Here is a 16462-nt window from a genome sequence, read left to right as displayed (position 1 = left end):
TCTGGAATGATCAGCCGTAGCGGGTGATAGCCCCGTACACAACTGGCAAATGAGGTAAAAAATGGCTATTCAATTAGTCGGACGTAAAGCCGGAATGACACGAGTCTTCACAGAAGACGGTGTATCCGTGCCAGTAACCGTCATCGAGGTTGAACCGAACCGCGTTACTCAGGTGAAAACAGCAGAAACTGACGGCTACCAAGCTGTTCAAGTCACTGTTGGTACTCGCCGTTCGAGCCGCGTCAACAAAGCTGCTGCAGGTCACTACGCAAAAGCAAATGTTGAAGCTGGTCGTGGTTTGTGGGAGTTCCGCCTGTCTGGTGATGAAAAAGAAATCAATGTTGGTGATGAGCTGACTGTAGCAGATTTCGAATCTATCTCTACGATTGACGTAACAGGTCAATCTAAAGGTAAAGGCTTTCAAGGTGCCATCAAGCGTCATAATTTCAGTATGCAAGACGCAACACATGGTAACTCATTGTCTCACCGTGCTCCTGGCTCTATCGGTCAATGTCAAACACCTGGTCGTGTTTGGAAAGGCAAGAAGATGGCAGGCCAAATGGGCGCAACACAAGTTACTACTCAGTCTTTGGAAGTAGTACGAGTTGACACAGAGCGTAACCTTATCCTAGTGAAAGGTGCGGTTCCTGGCGCAGTTAACGGTGATGTTATTCTTCAATCAGCTGTTAAAGCACGCTAAGAGGGGTAGACAATGAACTTGAATCTTACAGGTGCGGAAGGAACAGTAGAAGTTTCTGAAGTAACCTTCGCTCGTGAATACAACGAAGCGCTAGTTCACCAAGTAGTGACATCTTACTTGGCTGGTGCTCGTCAAGGCTCACGTGCACAAAAAACTCGCTCTGAAGTGGCCGGTGGCGGACGTAAACCTTGGAAACAAAAAGGTTCTGGTCGCGCACGTGCAGGTACTATCCGTAGCCCTCTATGGCGCTCTGGTGGTGTAACTTTCGCGGCAAAACCACAAGATCACTCTCAGAAAGTAAACAAGAAGATGTATCGTGCAGCAATGCGCACCATCTGGTCTGAACTTGTACGTCAAGACCGTCTTGTTGTTGTTGAAGAGCTTAAATTGGACGCTCCAAAAACTAAGCTTTTCAAAGCAAAAATGGCAGAATTGAATGTTGAGAACGCTTTGGTTGTTTCCCATGAATTGGATGACAATCTTTTCCTAGCGGCTCGCAACATCCCGAACGTAGATGTACGTGATGCAGCGTCTATCGACCCTGTTAGCTTGATTGCTTACGACAAAGTGTTGGTGACAGTTGGTGCTCTAAAACAAGTTGAGGAGACACTGGCATGATCGGCGAACGTATTTATAAAGTTCTGTTGGGTCCACACATCTCTGAAAAAGCGACTATCGTTGCCGAAGGTAATGGTCAGTACGTTTTTCGTGTAACTGGTGATGCAACAAAACCTGAAATCAAAAAAGCTATCGAAGCACTTTTTGAAGTCAAAGTTGAGTCTGTTCGCACGTTGAACCACAAAGGTAAAACTAAGCGTACAGTTCGTGGTCTAGGCAAGCGTAGTGACGTGAAAAAAGCGTACGTACGTTTGGCTGAAGGCCAAGAAATTGACTTCATGGTCGCTGAATAAGGGGAGATAGGTCAATGGCTGTTGTAAAAAGTAAGCCAACGTCTGCAGGCCGTCGTCACGTTGTTAAAGTTACCAACAACGATTTGCACAAAGGCGCACCATATGCACCTTTGCTAGACAAAAAAAGCAAATCAGGTGGTCGTAACAATAACGGACGCATCACTACGCGTCACGTAGGTGGTGGTCATAAGCAGCATTACCGTGTTGTTGATTTTCGTCGTAACAAAGATGGAATTCCTGCGGTAGTTGAGCGTTTGGAATATGATCCAAACCGTTCTGCAAATATTGCATTGGTTAAATATGCTGATGGTGAGCGTCGTTACATTATCGCTTCCAAAGGTATGGTGGCTGGCAGTGTTGTTTCTAGTGGTGCAGATGCGCCTATCAAAGCGGGTAATACTTTGCCTCTGCAAAATATTCCTGTTGGTAGTACCGTACACTGCGTCGAGCTTAAGCCTGGTAAAGGTGCACAAGTTGCCCGTTCTGCCGGAGCGTCTGCTCAGCTAGTTGCTCGTGAAGGTCGTTACGTTACTCTTCGCCTACGTTCTGGCGAAATGCGTAAAGTATTGACTGAATGCCGCGCTACTTTGGGTGAAGTATCAAACTCTGAGCATAGCTTACGAGTTCTTGGTAAAGCTGGTGCTACGCGTTGGCGTGGTGTTCGTCCTACCGTTCGCGGTGCGGCGATGAACCCAGTGGATCACCCGCATGGTGGTGGTGAAGGTCGTAGTAAGGGTGGTCGTCATCCTGTTACACCTTGGGGTGTGCCTACTAAAGGGTACAAAACACGCAGCAACAAGCGTACTGATAAACTTATTGTACGTCGTCGTACTAAGTAATAAGAGGAAACGACTGTGCCACGTTCACTAAAAAAAGGTCCTTTTATCGACCTTCATTTGTTGAAAAAGGTAGAGGCTGCGGTAGAGAAAAAAGATCGTCGTCCAATTAAAACTTGGTCACGCCGTTCTACTATCTTCCCTGATTTTGTAGGGTTGACTATCGCTGTCCATAATGGTCGCCAGCATGTTCCAGTTCTAGTAACTGAAGATATGGTCGGTCATAAACTGGGTGAGTTCGCTCCGACCCGTACATATCGTGGTCATGCTGCGGACAAGAAAGCCAAACGGTAATAAGGGGTATTAACATGAGTGAAGTAAGCGCTTCATTGAAAGGTGCTCGCCTCTCTGCGCAGAAGGCCCGTTTGGTTGTAGATCAAATCCGCGGCAAATCTGTTAGCGAAGCACTGAACATTTTAACGTTCAGTCCTAAAAAGGCGGCAGTAATTGTCAAAAAAGTACTGGAGTCTGCTGTAGCGAACGCTGAGCATAACGAAGGTGCTGACATTGATGACTTGCGTGTATCTACGGCGTATGTTGACGAGGCAATGACTCTGAAACGTATTATGCCACGTGCTAAAGGCCGTGCTGACCGTATTTTAAAACGCGGTTGCCATATTACAGTTAAAGTCGCTGACTAATTAGGAGAAACCCAATGGGTCAGAAGGTTCATCCAACTGGTATCCGCCTAGGGATAGTTAAAGATCATACCTCTACTTGGTATGCTAATAATCAAAACTACTCTAAGCTGCTATTAAATGATCTTCAGGTTCGTGCGTTCCTGGAGAAAAAATTGGTTCAGGCTTCTGTTTCTCGTATCGAGATTCAACGTCCTGCTCAAACAGCTCGTATTACCATTCATACTGCCCGTCCAGGCATCGTGATTGGTAAGAAGGGTGAAGATGTTGAGAAACTACGCAACGACGTGTCAGCAATGATGGGCGTGCCAGTTCATATCAACATCGAAGAAATTCGTAAGCCTGAATTAGATGCAAAATTGGTTGCGCAAAACATTGCTGGCCAACTTGAGCGTCGTGTTATGTTCCGTCGCGCAATGAAACGTGGCGTTCAAAATGCTATGCGTGCAGGCGCGAAAGGTATCAAGGTTCAGGTAAGTGGTCGTCTAGGCGGTGCAGAAATTGCCCGAGCTGAGTGGTACCGTGAAGGCCGTGTGCCTCTACACACTCTACGCGCTGACATTGACTACGCTACTTATGAAGCGTCTACAACTTACGGCATCATCGGTGTCAAAGTGTGGATCTTCAAAGGCGAAATCTTGGGCGGTATTGAGCAAGTGCGTGCTGAAAAAGGCGCACAAAAGAAGAAGTCTAAGTAGGGGGTAAGTCATGTTACAGCCGAAACGTACTAAGTTCCGTAAGATGCAAAAAGGCCGTAACCGCGGTCTTGCTCTACGCGGTAACCAAGTTAGCTTTGGTGAATTCGGATTGAAATCGACCGAACGTGGTCGTATTACTGCTCGTCAAATTGAAGCGGCGCGTCGTGCAATGACTCGTCATATCAAACGTGGTGGTAAAATCTGGATTCGTGTGTTCCCTGATAAGCCGATTACTCAGAAACCTCTTGAGGTTCGTCAGGGTAAAGGTAAGGGTAGCGTAGAATACTGGGTTGCACAGATTCAACCTGGCAAGATGCTTTATGAAGTTGAGGGCGTTTCAGAACAGCTAGCACGCGAAGCGTTTGCTCTAGCTGCTGCTAAGCTTCCTCTGTCCACAACTTTCGTAACGCGTACGGTGATGTAGATGAAAGCAAAAGAACTGCAAGAAAAGTCTGTAGCAGAGCTACAAGCGACCTTGATTGAGCTGCTACGTGAGCAATTCACACTGCGTATGCAGAAAGCAACTGGTCAGTTGACGCAAACTCATTTGCTCTCGCAAGTTCGCCGCAATATCGCACGTGTAAAAACCGTGCTAAATGATAAGGCAGGTAACTAAGATGGCAGAAACAAAAGCGCGTACAGCTACTGGTAAAGTAGTAAGCGATAAGATGGATAAAACCATCACAGTACTAGTGGAACGTACAGAAAAACACCCTCTATACGGTAAGTTTGTCCGTCGTTCTTCTAAATTACACGCTCATGATGAAAACAATGAGTGCCAGATCGGTGATACTGTTAAGGTCGTTGAAACGCGTCCTTACTCTAAGTCTAAGACTTGGAATCTGGTTCAAGTTGTTGAGAAAGCAGCAGCTGTATAAGCTGCTCCTTCCTTCGTGAGACTTGTTATCTAATTTGATTGGAGAGCAGTAATGATTCAAACAGAATCGATGCTTGATGTAGCAGATAACAGCGGCGCAAAGCGTGTTCAGTGTATCAAAGTACTGGGTGGCTCACATCGTCGTTATGCTGCTATCGGTGACATCATTAAGGTCACAGTGAAAGAAGCGATCCCTCGTGGTCGTGTTAAGAAAGGGCAGGTTCTCAACGCAGTTGTCGTTAGAACTAAGAAAGGTGTTCGTCGTTCTGATGGCTCTGTAATCCGCTTTGATGTAAACTCTGCGGTTCTACTGAATGCTTCAGGGCAGCCTATTGGTACTCGTATCTTTGGCCCTGTAACACGTGAATTGCGTACAGAGCAGTTCATGAAAATTGTTTCTCTTGCACCTGAAGTGCTGTAAGAGGGAGGGGGACATTTATGCGTAAAATCAAACGTAACGACGAAGTTGTTGTGATTGCTGGTAAAGATAAAGGCAAACGCGGCAAAGTTGTTAAAGTAGTAGACGAGAGCCGAGTTCTTGTTTCTGGTGTCAATATGATCAAGAAACACGAAAAGCCAAACCCTATGAAGGGATCAACTGGCGGCGTCGTTGAAAAAGAAGCACCTATTCAGGTTTCTAACGTAGCCATTTATAACAAGGCTACAGACAAAGCGGATCGCGTCGGCTTTAAATTGAATGAAGACGGTACGAAAGTACGTATCTTTAAATCAAACAGTGAAGCGATCGACGCCTAAGAGCGAGAATTATAGCCATGGCGAGACTTAAGCAAGTATATAAAGATCAAGTTGTAGCAAAACTTACTGAAGAGTTTGCTTACAAAAACGTGATGGAAGTGCCTAAAATCACTAAAATCACATTGAACATGGGTGTTGGTGAAGCTATCGCAGACAAGAAATTACTTGAGCATGCGGTAAATGATCTAGAAGCACTGAGCGGCCAAAAAGTTGTAGTGACTAAGGCTCGTAAATCTGTAGCTGGCTTTAAAATCCGTGACGGTTACCCGATCGGTTGTAAAGTAACGCTACGTGGTGAGCGTATGTGGGATTTCTTCGACCGTTTGGTTGATGTAGCCATTCCACGTATCCGTGACTTCCGTGGACTTAATCCTAAGTCTTTCGACGGTCGTGGTAACTACAGCATGGGTGTGAAAGAGCAGATCATCTTCCCTGAGATCGAATACGATAAAGTAGATCGTGTACGTGGTATGGATATTACCATTACTACGACTGCTCGTACCGACGAAGAAGGTCGTGCTTTGCTAGCCGCCTTTAGTTTCCCTTTCAAGAAATAAGAGGTAGGAATCATGGCTAAAATATCAATGATTCAGCGCGAAGCAAAACGCACCAAATTAGTAGCTAAGTACGCTGAAAAGCGTGCTGCTCTAAAAGCGATCATTAGCGACGTTAATGCATCGGACGATGAAAAGTGGGAAGCAACGCTTAAATTGCAGGCGCTTCCTCGCGATTCATCTTCTTCTCGCCAACGTAATCGTTGCCAAGTGACTGGCCGTCCACACGGTGTTTACCGTCGTTTCGGTTTGTCTCGTATCAAGTTGCGTGAAGCAGCGATGCGCGGTGACGTTCCAGGCTTGAAGAAAGCTAGTTGGTAAGCAAGTAGAGCGCGATCATAATACATAGCAGTGACTGGAGTGTCTAATTACTGGACATTCTGCTCGCTGCTGTGTACTATGCGCGAGCTCTATTTGCTGCACAATGGTTTTTCAATTAGGAGCTCTTAAATGAGTATGCAAGATACCCTTGCGGATATGTTTACACGTATTCGTAATGCACAGATGGCTGCGAAGACCACTGTGAGCATGCCTTCATCAAACATGAAGGTGTCAATTGCTTCCGTATTACGTGAAGAAGGTTACGTTGGTAACTATTCCGTAGACGAAGCAGTAAAACCGACGCTTACGATCGAATTGAAATACTTCGAAGGTAAGCCGGTTATCGAAGAAATTAAACGCGCATCTCGCCCAAGCTTGCGTCAATACAAAGGCACTGCAGATCTACCTAAAGTAGAAGCTGGCCTTGGCGTTGCGATCATCTCTACCTCTAAAGGTGTGATGACTGACCGTGCAGCTCGTGCAGCTGGCATCGGTGGCGAAGTAATCTGCACTGTATTCTAGGAGTTAGTATGTCTCGAGTTGCTAATAGTCCCGTGACGCTTCCTAGTGGTGTAGATTTTACTCTTAAAGGACAAAATGTTGTTGTTAAAGGCAGCAAAGGTTCTTTAGAGCTAGATGTTCACACAAGCGTTCAAGTGACTAAAGAAGAAAATGTTATCACCTTCGCTGCCCGCGATGGTGCGAAACAAAGCCGTGCCTTAGCTGGTACTACTCGTGCGTTGATTAACAACATGGTTATTGGTGTTAGTCAAGGTTTCGAGAAACGTTTGATTCTTCAAGGTGTTGGTTACCGTGCTGCGCTTAAAGGCAAAGTACTTAACCTATCTCTGGGTTTCTCTCACCCAGTTGATTACGAACTACCTGAAGGTATTACAGCTGAATGTGCTTCTCAAACAGAAGTTGTGATCAAAGGCATTGATAAACAAGCCGTTGGTCAAGTTGCTGCAGAAGTTCGCGGTTTCCGTCCACCAGAGCCATACAAAGGCAAAGGTGTTCGCTATTCTGACGAGATCATTCGTCGTAAAGAAGCTAAGAAGAAGTAGGTAAGCATTCATGAACACTAAGAAACAATCTCGAATTCGTCGTGCACGTCGTGCGCGCCTACATATTCGTGAACTAGGTGCGAATCGTCTTACTGTACATCGCACACCACGCCATATGTATGCTCAAGTTATTTCTCCTTGTGGTAGTAAAGTGCTAGCGAGCGCTTCTACACTAGAAGAATCTCTACGTGCTACAGCGACTGGTAACAAAGAAGCGGCTAAACAAGTCGGTGCTTTGGTTGCTGCTCGCGCTAAAGAAGCAGGTGTCACTACGGTCGCTTTTGACCGTGCTGGCTTCAAATACCACGGACGTGTTCAAGCGCTAGCTGATGCCGCACGTGAAGCCGGTCTAGAGTTCTAAGGGGTAGCAAATGGCAGTTAATGAACAACAAACTAGCGACCTCCAAGAGAAGCTAGTACAGGTAAACCGCGTTGCTAAAGTTGTGAAGGGTGGTCGTATTTTCTCTTTCACAGCTCTAACAGTCGTTGGTGATGGAAATGGTAAGGTTGGCTTCGGTCGCGGTAAAGCGCGCGAAGTGCCTCAAGCAATCCAGAAAGCGATGGAACAAGCTCGTCGCAACATGGTTTCTGTTAAGCTAGATGGCGATACTCTTCAGTATCCTGTTAAAGCTGTGCATGGCGCTTCTAAAATTTACATGCAACCAGCCTCTCAAGGTACTGGTATCATCGCCGGTGGTGCAATGCGTGCAGTTCTTGAAATTGCAGGTGTTCACAACGTATTGGCGAAATGTTACGGCTCTACAAACCCTGTAAACGTGGTTCGCGCTACGATTAAAGGTTTGCAAGACATGAAAGCACCTGAGCAGATCGCGGCAAAACGCGGTAAGTCAGTCGATCAAATTTTGGGGTAATGTGTCATGGCGAATAAAACCATCACAGTTCAACTAACCCGTAGCCCGATCGGTCGTCTTCCAAAACACCGTGAAACAATCAAAGGCTTGGGTTTGCGTAAAGTTGGCCAAACTCGTGAGCTGGAAGATACTCCAGCAGTACGTGGTATGGTTAATAAAGTTTATTACATGGTTAAAGTTGTAGGAGAATAACATGTTTTTAAATACACTTCGTCCTGGCGAAGGTAGCAAGCATGCTCCTAAACGTGTCGGTCGCGGTATTGGTAGCGGCTTGGGCAAAACCGGCGGACGTGGCCATAAAGGTCTTAAGTCTCGTTCAGGTGGCTCAGTGAAACCGGGTTTTGAAGGCGGTCAAATGCCATTGCAGCGTCGTCTGCCAAAATTTGGTTTTACCTCACGTCAGGCTAAGTATGTTGCTGAGGTTCGTTTAAACGAGCTTGCTGCTGTAAATGCTGAAGTTGTAGATTTGGCTGCTCTTAAAGGCGCCGACGTCATTGGTCAACAAATTAAGACAGCGCGTGTAATCTTGTCAGGCTCGATCGACAAAGCAATTACTATTCGTGGTCTGAAAGTGACTAAAGGTGCTCGTGCCGCTATTGAAGCAGCTGGCGGAAAAGTCGAGGAATAAATGGCAAAGCGTGGCTCACTACCAGCTGGTATGCAAAATGGATTAAGCGAGCTTTGGTCTCGCATCCGTTTTGTGTTATTGGCAATTATTGTATATCGAATTGGTGCTCACATTCCTGTTCCAGGGATTAACCCTGATAGATTGTCTGCCCTATTTAACCAAAATGAAGGCACAATTCTGAGTTTATTTAACGTATTCTCAGGGGGCGCGCTCCAGCGAATGAGTATTTTCGCTCTCGGAATACTGCCCTATATTTCTGCCTCTATTATTATGCAGTTATTAACGGTTGTGAGTCCGCAGCTAGAGCAGTTGAAAAAAGAGGGTGAAGCGGGTCGTCGTAAGATTACCCAATATACTCGTTATGGTACGGTACTGTTAGCGCTTATCCAATCTGCCTCTATGGCAGTTGGTCTAGCCAGTCAAGGGATCGCTTTCCATGCTGGCCTACAATTCTACGGTGTTGCTGTGGTTTCGTTGGTTGCTGGAACTGTGTTCTTGATGTGGTTGGGTGAGCAAGTCACTGAAAAGGGCATTGGTAATGGTATTTCCATTATCATTTTCTCTGGTATCGTAGCTGGTATTCCTGCTGCTCTAGGTCGCTCATTTGAATCGGCTCGTCAAGGCGATATTAATATTCTTGCTTTGTTGTTTATCGGTGTGATTGCTGTGGCAACGGTTGCGTTCGTGGTCTTTATCGAACGTGGTCAGCGCCGTATTACAGTGAATTACGCGAAACGCCAGCAAGGTAACAAGGTGTTTGCCGCACAGAAGAGTCATTTGCCGCTTAAGGTGAATATGGCGGGTGTTATCCCACCTATTTTCGCTTCAAGTATCCTTCTGTTTCCTGCCTCGATCGGCCAATGGTTTGGTCAAGGTAAGGGCATGGAATGGTTGCAGAATATCTCTCTGGCTCTAGCTCCTGGACAACCTCTATATGTGCTGTTGTTTGCGATAGCAATTGTTTTCTTTTGCTTCTTTTATACAGCGCTGGTGTTCAACCCTAAAGATGTGGCAGATAACTTAAAAAAATCCGGTGCGTTTTTGCCGGGTATTCGTCCAGGCGATCATACAGCTCGATATATTGATGGTGTAATGACCCGTTTGACCCTGTTTGGTGCGTTATACATCACACTGGTGTCTTTGATGCCTCAGTTCTTTGTTGTTGCGTGGAATGTTCCTTTCTACTTTGGCGGTACATCGTTATTGATTATCGTGGTAGTAGTAATGGACTTTATGTCGCAAGTACAAAGTCACTTAATGAGTCATCAGTACGAGTCATTAATGAAGAAATCTAATCTGACTGGTTATGGTCCAAATGGCCTAATGCGTTAGCATAGGTTGGAGTTGAACATGAAAGTACGTGCATCTGTAAAGAAAATCTGTCGTAACTGCAAAATCGTTCGTCGTAACGGTTCAGTTCGAGTGATTTGCTCTGAGCCTCGCCATAAACAGCGTCAAGGTTAACAGCGAATTCGCTCTATGATGGGAAAAGGGTGGTTGATTTTTCGCCTAAATATAGGCATAATCAGCCGCCCTCATGAAAGCAAAGCGATGATTTGAAAATCATCCATAACAACGGAGTAAATTGAATGGCCCGTATAGCCGGTGTCAATATTCCTGACAATAAACATGCGGTCATTTCTCTGACTTACATCTTCGGAATTGGTCGCACTCGTTCGCGTGCAATTTGCGCCGCGTCAGGTGTTGCTGAAACTGCCAAAATCAGTTCTTTAAGTGATGAAACACTTGATGAACTTCGTGGTGAAGTTGCTAAGTATACTGTAGAAGGTGATCTACGCCGTGAAGTCAGTATGTCTATTAAACGTCTGATGGATCTTGGCTGTAATCGTGGTATTCGTCACCGCCGCAGCCTACCTGTTCGTGGTCAACGTACCAAAACGAACGCTCGCACACGAAAAGGCCCTCGTAAGCCTATTCGTAAGTAATATAAACGCGTTTCGCTCTAGCCACTAAGTTTGTTAGAGCTGAGCATTAAATAGGAAAAGTGCAATATGGCTAAGCCAGCTACGCGCAATACCAAGAAAAAAGTCAAAAAGACGGTTGTTGATGGTGTTGCTCATGTACACGCGTCATTTAACAACACGATCGTGACTATCACCGACCGCCAAGGCAACGCATTGTCTTGGGCTACTGCCGGTGGTTCTGGTTTTCGCGGATCTCGTAAAAGTACTCCTTTCGCAGCGCAGGTTGCTGCGGAGCGTGCCGGTACTGTCGCACAAGAATTCGGCCTTAAAAACGTTGACGTCATGATCAAGGGCCCAGGTCCAGGTCGTGAGTCCGCAGTTCGTGCATTGAATGCATTGGGCTTGCGTATCAATAACATCACAGATGTGACGCCAATCCCGCACAATGGTTGCCGTCCACCTAAGAAACGTCGCGTTTAATTGAGGAGACAGATACATGGCTCGTTATATAGGTCCAACTTGTAAGTTGTCTCGTCGTGAAGGTACCGACTTGCAATTGAAGAGCGGTTCACGCGCTCTTGAGTCTAAATGTAAAGCAGAAACCGTTCCTGGTGTACATGGTGCACGTCGCGGACGCCTTTCTGACTACGGCTTGCAATTACGTGAGAAACAAAAAGTTCGCCGTATGTACGGCATTCTTGAAAAACAATTCCGTAACTACTACAAATCTGCCGCTCGTATTAAAGGTGCAACAGGTGAAAACCTTCTGCAACTTTTGGAATCACGTTTAGATAACGTTGTATACCGCGCAGGTTTTGGTTCTACTCGTGCGGAAGCCCGTCAGCTAGTTGGCCATAAAGGCATTCTAGTTAATGGTGCATCGGTTAACATTCCGTCTTACCAAGTAAAAGCTGGTGACGTTGTGTCTCTCCGTGAAAAAGCGAAAAAGCAATTGCGTGTTCAAAGCGCATTAGAGCTATCTAAAAATCGTGCACCGATCCACTGGATCGAAGTGGATTCCACTAAATTGGAAGCAACTTACAAAGCTGCTCCAGAGCGTGCCGATTTATCAGCTGAAATTAATGAGAACCTAATCGTCGAACTTTACTCTAAGTAAGTCGGTGATTGGGATTAAGAAATAGGTGGATCTATGCAGCGTTCAGTGAGCGAATTGTTAACCCCACGCAACATTGAAGTTCAGGAATTAGGCAAAACGCGCGCTAAAGTAACGCTTCAACCACTTGAACGTGGTTTTGGTCATACTTTAGGTAACGCGTTGCGCCGCATCCTTTTGTCTTCAATGCCTGGTTGTGCAATTGTTGAAGTTGAAATCGACGGCGTATTGCATGAATACAGCGCAATCGAAGGGGTTAAAGAAGATGTCATAGAAATTCTTCTTAACCTGAAAGGAGTTGCGATCGCTCTACACGGGCAAGATGAAGCAACTCTTACTTTAAGTAAAACAGGTCCTGGTGTCGTAACGGCTGGAGATATCCAGTTGGTTGCTGATGCAGAGATCGCTAACCCTGATCATGTTATTGCTAACTTGGATGACACTGCAGTACTTAATATGCAGATCAAAGTAGCACGTGGTCGTGGTTATGAGCCTGCTGATGCCCGTATTGCAAGCGACGATGAGACTCGTCCTATCGGCCGTTTGCAGCTGGATGCTTCGTTCAGTCCTGTTCGCCGTGTGGCCTACAGTGTTGATAGTGCTCGTGTAGAGCAACGTACCGACTTAGATAAGTTAGTATTAGATATCGAATCTAATGGTACGATTGACCCTGAAGAAGCCATTCGTCGTGCTGCGACCATTCTTCAGCAGCAGATTGCTGTCTTCGTCGCTCTTGAAAGCGAAAGCGAAGCGCCTGTTGTGGAAGAAGAGGATGAGATTGATCCAATTTTGCTACGCCCGGTTGATGATCTTGAGTTGACCGTTCGCAGTGCTAACTGTTTAAAAGCAGAGAACATTTATTACATCGGTGATTTGATTCAACGTACTGAGGTTGAGCTTCTTAAGACGCCAAACTTGGGTAAGAAGTCGTTAACTGAAATCAAAGATGTTTTAGCACAGCGTGGTTTGTCTTTGGGAATGCGTCTAGAAAACTGGCCACCAGCTAGCTTAAAAGACGATAGCAAAGTTCTAGCTCGCTAGGTCATTGTTCCCTGACCACCGTAGTTTGGTAAGGAATGTAAAATGCGTCATCGTAAGAGTGGACGTCACTTAAACCGTACTAGCTCTCATCGTAAAGCGATGTTCAAAAATATGGCTGCTTCTTTATTCGAGCACGAAGTTATTAAAACTACGTTGCCGAAAGCCAAAGAACTTCGTCGCGTTGCTGAGCCTTTGATCACATTGGCGAAAGAAGATTCTGTAGCGAATCGTCGCCTTGCCTTTGCTCGTACTCGTAGCAAAGACGCAGTAGGTAAATTGTTCTCTGAACTTGGTCCTCGTTACCAAGCTCGTCCTGGCGGTTATGTTCGCATTTTGAAATGTGGCTTCCGTGCAGGTGACAACGCGCCTATGGCTTATGTTGAATTGGTTGATCGACCAGTTGCTGAAGCCGCTGAGTAATATCAGTTTGTAATAAAAAAACCGGACCTTGTGTCCGGTTTTTTTTATCTGATATTTACAATGAAGCGGGCTGTATTTTAGATATAAAAAAGTCCAAGCACGTGTCTTGGACTTTTGTTAATTACCCAGCCTATTTATTTCAGCATGGGTTTTAAGAAGCGCCCGGTATGGGATGTCTCATTGTGAGCAATGTCCTCTGGCGTCCCTTCTGCAATGATGTAACCGCCGCCACTGCCGCCTTCAGGGCCAAGATCGACAATCCAGTCCGCTGTTTTGATGACATCAAGATTGTGCTCAATAACAACAACGGTATTGCCGTGATCTCGTAGACGATGTAACACTTTCAGTAGTTGCTCGATGTCTGCAAAATGCAAACCAGTGGTTGGCTCGTCCAGAATATAGAGGGTTTTTCCGGTATCCCGTTTAGACAGCTCTTTGGCAAGCTTCACGCGCTGTGCTTCCCCTCCAGAGAGTGTTGTAGCGGCTTGTCCTAAACGAATATAACCAAGCCCCACATCAATCAGCGTCTGTAGTTTTCTCGCAATCGCAGGGACTGGATCGAAGAACTCTCGGGCATCCTCAATGGTCATTTCTAGGCATTCATGAATGTTCTTCCCTTTATAATGTATTTCAAGGGTTTCACGATTATAGCGCTTGCCTTTACAGACATCACAGGGCACATAGACATCGGGTAAGAAGTGCATCTCTACTTTGATGACACCGTCGCCTTGGCAGGCTTCGCAGCGTCCGCCCTTTACGTTAAAGCTAAAGCGGCCAGGCTTATAACCGCGAGAACGAGCTTCTTGTGTGGCGGCAAACAATTCACGCATGGGCGTAAAGATGCCCGTGTAGGTTGCCGGATTAGAGCGAGGTGTACGGCCGATGGGGCTTTGGTCAATGTCGACGCATTTATCGAATAACTCTAATCCTTCGATTTTTTCGTGGGGAGCTGCTTTTAACGTTGTCGCGCCATTTAATGCGGTGGCGGCTAATGGAAAGAGCGTACCGTTGATCAAGGTAGACTTACCTGACCCAGAGACTCCTGTAATACATGTCATCACGCCAAACGGAATGCTTAAGTCGACTTTGTTTAAGTTATTGCCCGTTGCCCCAATCAATTTTAGTGCTTGATTGTTGATTGCTTCATGGCGTTTGGCTGGTATGTCGATCTTGCGTTGCCCATTTAAGAACTGTCCAGTGACAGACTGAGGGCAATTCATAATGTCTTGTGGTGTACCGCTGACGATAATTTCTCCACCATGAACCCCAGCGCCAGGACCAATATCCACCACAAAGTCCGCGACACGAATCGCATCTTCATCGTGCTCCACAACGATGACCGTGTTGCCGAGATCCCGTAATCGCGTCAATGTGGAGATAAGCCGCTCGTTATCACGCTGATGCAAGCCAATAGAAGGCTCATCAAGGATATACATAACACCCACTAATCCGGCGCCAATTTGGCTCGCGAGTCGAATTCGTTGCGCTTCCCCGCCTGATAATGAGTCGGCTTTACGATCTAATGTCAGGTACTCAAGGCCAACATTGACAAGAAACGTCAGACGGTCGCGAATTTCTTTAAGAATCTTCGAGGCGATCTCTCCCCGAGCACCTGTTAAGGTGAGGTTTTCAAAGTAGGTTAGGCATTCTGCAATCGGGAATTTCACAATCTCAGGGAGCGTTTCTTCATTGATAAACACATTGCGCGCTGAGCGATTGAGTCGTGAACCATGACAATCAGGGCATGGCTGTGTCGTAATATACTGGGATAAGTCTTCACGAACGCTATCAGACTCGGTTTCATGGTAGCGACGTTGTAGATTGGGCAGCACCCCTTCAAAGGCATGAGAACGAATCATTTTGTCGCCACGTTCATTGATGTAGACAAAATCGATTTTGTCTTTGCCTGATCCGTTGAGGATCTTATCCTGATACTGTTTGGGGATGTCTTTGAACTTGGCGTCGATGTCAAAACCGTAGTGTTTTGCTAGTGCGTTTAGTTGCTGGTAGTAAAAAATACTGCGACGTCCCCAGCCACGAATAGCCCCTTCCGCAAGGGTCAGTGTGTCATCTTGAATAATGCGTTCAGGATCAAAGACTTGATGTGTCCCCAGTCCATCACACGTTTGACAAGCTCCATTAGGGTTGTTAAACGAAAACAGGCGTGGTTCGAGCTCCGTAAGGCTGTAGCCACAGACTGGACAGGCAAACTTACTGGAAAAAATATGAATGTCTTTTTCATCATCCATATTAATGACTTTGGCAATACCATCGGATAAGGAAAGACAGGTTTCAAACGACTCAGCAAGGCGAAGTTGTAAATCTTTACGAACTTTAAAACGATCAATGACAACTTCTATGGTATGTTTCTTATTTTTTTCTAAAGTGGGGGCATCGTCTAAATCGACCACAATTCCGTCGATGCGAGCACGGATAAAACCTTTAGATAACAAATCGTTAAGTACATGAAGATGCTCGCCTTTGCGATCTTTTACAATCGGCGCAAGCAACATCATTTTAGTTTCCTCGGGAAGAGATATTATCTTATCGACCATTTGTGATATGGTTTGCGCCTCTAATGGCTCTCCATGATCAGGACAGCGTGGCTGGCCTGCCCGAGCAAATAGCAACCGTAAGTAATCATAGATTTCTGTGATCGTACCAACGGTAGAACGGGGGTTGTGAGACGTTGATTTCTGTTCAATGGATATGGCTGGGGAAAGGCCTTCGATATGATCAATATCTGGTTTTTCCATCATGGATAGAAACTGTCTAGCGTAAGTTGACAGTGATTCTACATAGCGACGCTGACCTTCTGCATACAAGGTATCAAAAGCGAGGGAAGATTTGCCTGAGCCAGATAGGCCAGTGATCACCACGAGTTTGTCTCTAGGAATGTCTAGGTCCACATTTTTAAGATTGTGGGTGCGTGCTCCGCGTATGGTGATAGTATCCATGTGTCTCCAATATAGTCTTTGGTCAACAGAAATTAGCTTCGTTGTGAGTAGAATAACTGTCTATTTTTACAGTAGTTGAAATAGAGCTTCAACGTTAATTTTTGTAATATTGACATTTTCCTTTTTCTTAAACCTAAGTTGAGTGGTTGA

The 16462-nt window shown here is 45.8% G+C and carries 28 protein-coding genes; 27 read left to right on the top strand and 1 reads right to left on the bottom strand.

Annotation, left to right across the window (positions count from 1 at the left end; translation table 11 throughout):
- Positions 1-61 precede the first annotated feature (61 nt).
- From rplC to rplQ, 27 genes are all read left to right on the top strand, one after another.
- Complete coding sequence (gene rplC, locus AC0VYG_RS22805; protein ID WP_067020148.1) at positions 62-700, top strand: 50S ribosomal protein L3; 639 nt, start codon at positions 62-64, stop codon at positions 698-700.
- 12 nt (positions 701-712) lie between these two features.
- Complete coding sequence (gene rplD / locus AC0VYG_RS22800) at positions 713-1318, top strand: 50S ribosomal protein L4 (RefSeq protein ID WP_067020145.1); 606 nt, start codon at positions 713-715, stop codon at positions 1316-1318.
- Positions 1315-1611, top strand: coding sequence for a 50S ribosomal protein L23 (rplW, locus tag AC0VYG_RS22795; protein ID WP_067020142.1), 297 nt, complete (start codon positions 1315-1317; stop codon positions 1609-1611). The genes rplD and rplW overlap by 4 nt, the downstream gene beginning before the upstream one ends.
- Positions 1612-1625: 14 nt before the next feature.
- Positions 1626-2450 (top strand): 50S ribosomal protein L2, encoded by an 825-nt coding sequence (rplB, locus tag AC0VYG_RS22790; protein ID WP_067020139.1) that lies wholly within the window; start codon positions 1626-1628, stop codon positions 2448-2450.
- A 15-nt stretch (positions 2451-2465) separates the two neighbouring features.
- Complete coding sequence (gene rpsS / locus AC0VYG_RS22785) at positions 2466-2741, top strand: 30S ribosomal protein S19 (RefSeq protein WP_036163121.1); 276 nt, start codon at positions 2466-2468, stop codon at positions 2739-2741.
- 14 nt (positions 2742-2755) lie between these two features.
- Positions 2756-3088 (top strand): 50S ribosomal protein L22, encoded by a 333-nt coding sequence (gene rplV, locus AC0VYG_RS22780; protein ID WP_067020136.1) that lies wholly within the window; start codon positions 2756-2758, stop codon positions 3086-3088.
- Between the two features lie 14 nt (positions 3089-3102).
- Positions 3103-3783 carry a 30S ribosomal protein S3 gene (rpsC, locus tag AC0VYG_RS22775; RefSeq protein ID WP_475430128.1) on the top strand — a complete coding sequence of 227 codons (681 nt, stop codon included), beginning with the start codon at positions 3103-3105 and terminating at the stop codon, positions 3781-3783.
- Positions 3784-3793: 10 nt separating this feature from the next.
- A complete protein-coding gene (gene rplP / locus AC0VYG_RS22770; protein WP_013797835.1) occupies positions 3794-4207 on the top strand; it encodes a 50S ribosomal protein L16 in 414 nt (137 codons plus the stop codon).
- Positions 4208-4399: a 50S ribosomal protein L29 gene (gene rpmC, locus AC0VYG_RS22765; protein ID WP_067020130.1), complete on the top strand. Its 192-nt coding sequence runs from the start codon at positions 4208-4210 to the stop codon at positions 4397-4399.
- 1 nt (position 4400) lies between these two features.
- The gene (rpsQ, locus tag AC0VYG_RS22760; RefSeq protein WP_067020128.1) at positions 4401-4661 is read left to right on the top strand and encodes a 30S ribosomal protein S17; all 261 of its coding nucleotides are present in this window, start codon (positions 4401-4403) and stop codon (positions 4659-4661) included.
- A gap of 51 nt (positions 4662-4712) precedes the next feature.
- Complete coding sequence (rplN, locus tag AC0VYG_RS22755) at positions 4713-5081, top strand: 50S ribosomal protein L14 (RefSeq protein WP_067020125.1); 369 nt, start codon at positions 4713-4715, stop codon at positions 5079-5081.
- Positions 5082-5098: 17 nt separating this feature from the next.
- Entirely contained in the window at positions 5099-5416 is a 318-nt protein-coding gene (rplX, locus tag AC0VYG_RS22750; protein ID WP_475430127.1) for a 50S ribosomal protein L24, read from the top strand.
- A 17-nt stretch (positions 5417-5433) separates the two neighbouring features.
- The gene (rplE, locus tag AC0VYG_RS22745; RefSeq protein ID WP_067020119.1) at positions 5434-5973 is read left to right on the top strand and encodes a 50S ribosomal protein L5; all 540 of its coding nucleotides are present in this window, start codon (positions 5434-5436) and stop codon (positions 5971-5973) included.
- A 12-nt stretch (positions 5974-5985) separates the two neighbouring features.
- Entirely contained in the window at positions 5986-6291 is a 306-nt protein-coding gene (rpsN, locus tag AC0VYG_RS22740; RefSeq protein WP_067020116.1) for a 30S ribosomal protein S14, read from the top strand.
- 129 nt (positions 6292-6420) lie between these two features.
- On the top strand, positions 6421-6813 hold the full coding sequence (rpsH, locus tag AC0VYG_RS22735; RefSeq protein WP_067020113.1) for a 30S ribosomal protein S8: 393 nt from the start codon (positions 6421-6423) through the stop codon (positions 6811-6813).
- Between the two features lie 8 nt (positions 6814-6821).
- Positions 6822-7355 carry a 50S ribosomal protein L6 gene (rplF, locus tag AC0VYG_RS22730; RefSeq protein ID WP_067020110.1) on the top strand — a complete coding sequence of 178 codons (534 nt, stop codon included), beginning with the start codon at positions 6822-6824 and terminating at the stop codon, positions 7353-7355.
- Positions 7356-7365: 10 nt separating this feature from the next.
- Positions 7366-7716, top strand: a complete 351-nt coding sequence (gene rplR / locus AC0VYG_RS22725) for a 50S ribosomal protein L18 (protein ID WP_067020107.1) — start codon at positions 7366-7368, stop codon at positions 7714-7716.
- Positions 7717-7726: 10 nt separating this feature from the next.
- Positions 7727-8227, top strand: coding sequence for a 30S ribosomal protein S5 (gene rpsE / locus AC0VYG_RS22720; RefSeq protein ID WP_067020104.1), 501 nt, complete (start codon positions 7727-7729; stop codon positions 8225-8227).
- Between the two features lie 6 nt (positions 8228-8233).
- Positions 8234-8419 carry a 50S ribosomal protein L30 gene (gene rpmD, locus AC0VYG_RS22715; protein WP_067020101.1) on the top strand — a complete coding sequence of 62 codons (186 nt, stop codon included), beginning with the start codon at positions 8234-8236 and terminating at the stop codon, positions 8417-8419.
- A gap of 1 nt (position 8420) precedes the next feature.
- Positions 8421-8855, top strand: a complete 435-nt coding sequence (rplO, locus tag AC0VYG_RS22710; protein WP_475430126.1) for a 50S ribosomal protein L15 — start codon at positions 8421-8423, stop codon at positions 8853-8855.
- Positions 8856-10187 (top strand): preprotein translocase subunit SecY, encoded by a 1332-nt coding sequence (secY, locus tag AC0VYG_RS22705; protein ID WP_475430125.1) that lies wholly within the window; start codon positions 8856-8858, stop codon positions 10185-10187.
- Between the two features lie 18 nt (positions 10188-10205).
- The gene (gene rpmJ, locus AC0VYG_RS22700) at positions 10206-10319 is read left to right on the top strand and encodes a 50S ribosomal protein L36 (protein ID WP_055462823.1); all 114 of its coding nucleotides are present in this window, start codon (positions 10206-10208) and stop codon (positions 10317-10319) included.
- A 125-nt stretch (positions 10320-10444) separates the two neighbouring features.
- A complete protein-coding gene (gene rpsM / locus AC0VYG_RS22695; RefSeq protein WP_067020090.1) occupies positions 10445-10801 on the top strand; it encodes a 30S ribosomal protein S13 in 357 nt (118 codons plus the stop codon).
- A gap of 66 nt (positions 10802-10867) precedes the next feature.
- Complete coding sequence (gene rpsK / locus AC0VYG_RS22690; RefSeq protein ID WP_012071913.1) at positions 10868-11260, top strand: 30S ribosomal protein S11; 393 nt, start codon at positions 10868-10870, stop codon at positions 11258-11260.
- A 16-nt stretch (positions 11261-11276) separates the two neighbouring features.
- Positions 11277-11897, top strand: a complete 621-nt coding sequence (gene rpsD / locus AC0VYG_RS22685; RefSeq protein ID WP_475430124.1) for a 30S ribosomal protein S4 — start codon at positions 11277-11279, stop codon at positions 11895-11897.
- Between the two features lie 33 nt (positions 11898-11930).
- Positions 11931-12935 carry a DNA-directed RNA polymerase subunit alpha gene (locus AC0VYG_RS22680; protein ID WP_067020084.1) on the top strand — a complete coding sequence of 335 codons (1005 nt, stop codon included), beginning with the start codon at positions 11931-11933 and terminating at the stop codon, positions 12933-12935.
- Positions 12936-12977: 42 nt separating this feature from the next.
- A complete protein-coding gene (gene rplQ / locus AC0VYG_RS22675; RefSeq protein WP_067020081.1) occupies positions 12978-13355 on the top strand; it encodes a 50S ribosomal protein L17 in 378 nt (125 codons plus the stop codon).
- 134 nt (positions 13356-13489) lie between these two features.
- Here the strand turns inward: rplQ and uvrA are convergent, their stop codons facing one another.
- Complete coding sequence (uvrA, locus tag AC0VYG_RS22670) at positions 13490-16312, bottom strand: excinuclease ABC subunit UvrA (RefSeq protein WP_475430123.1); 2823 nt, start codon at positions 16310-16312, stop codon at positions 13490-13492.
- Between the last annotated feature and the right edge of the window lie 150 nt (positions 16313-16462).

The organism is Marinomonas sp. 63XJN7_7_ISO-PGPR-S23-202, from assembly GCF_056173505.1.
The sequence above is the reverse complement of the archived record's forward strand: the minus strand, read 5'-3'. Positions and strand labels throughout refer to the sequence as shown.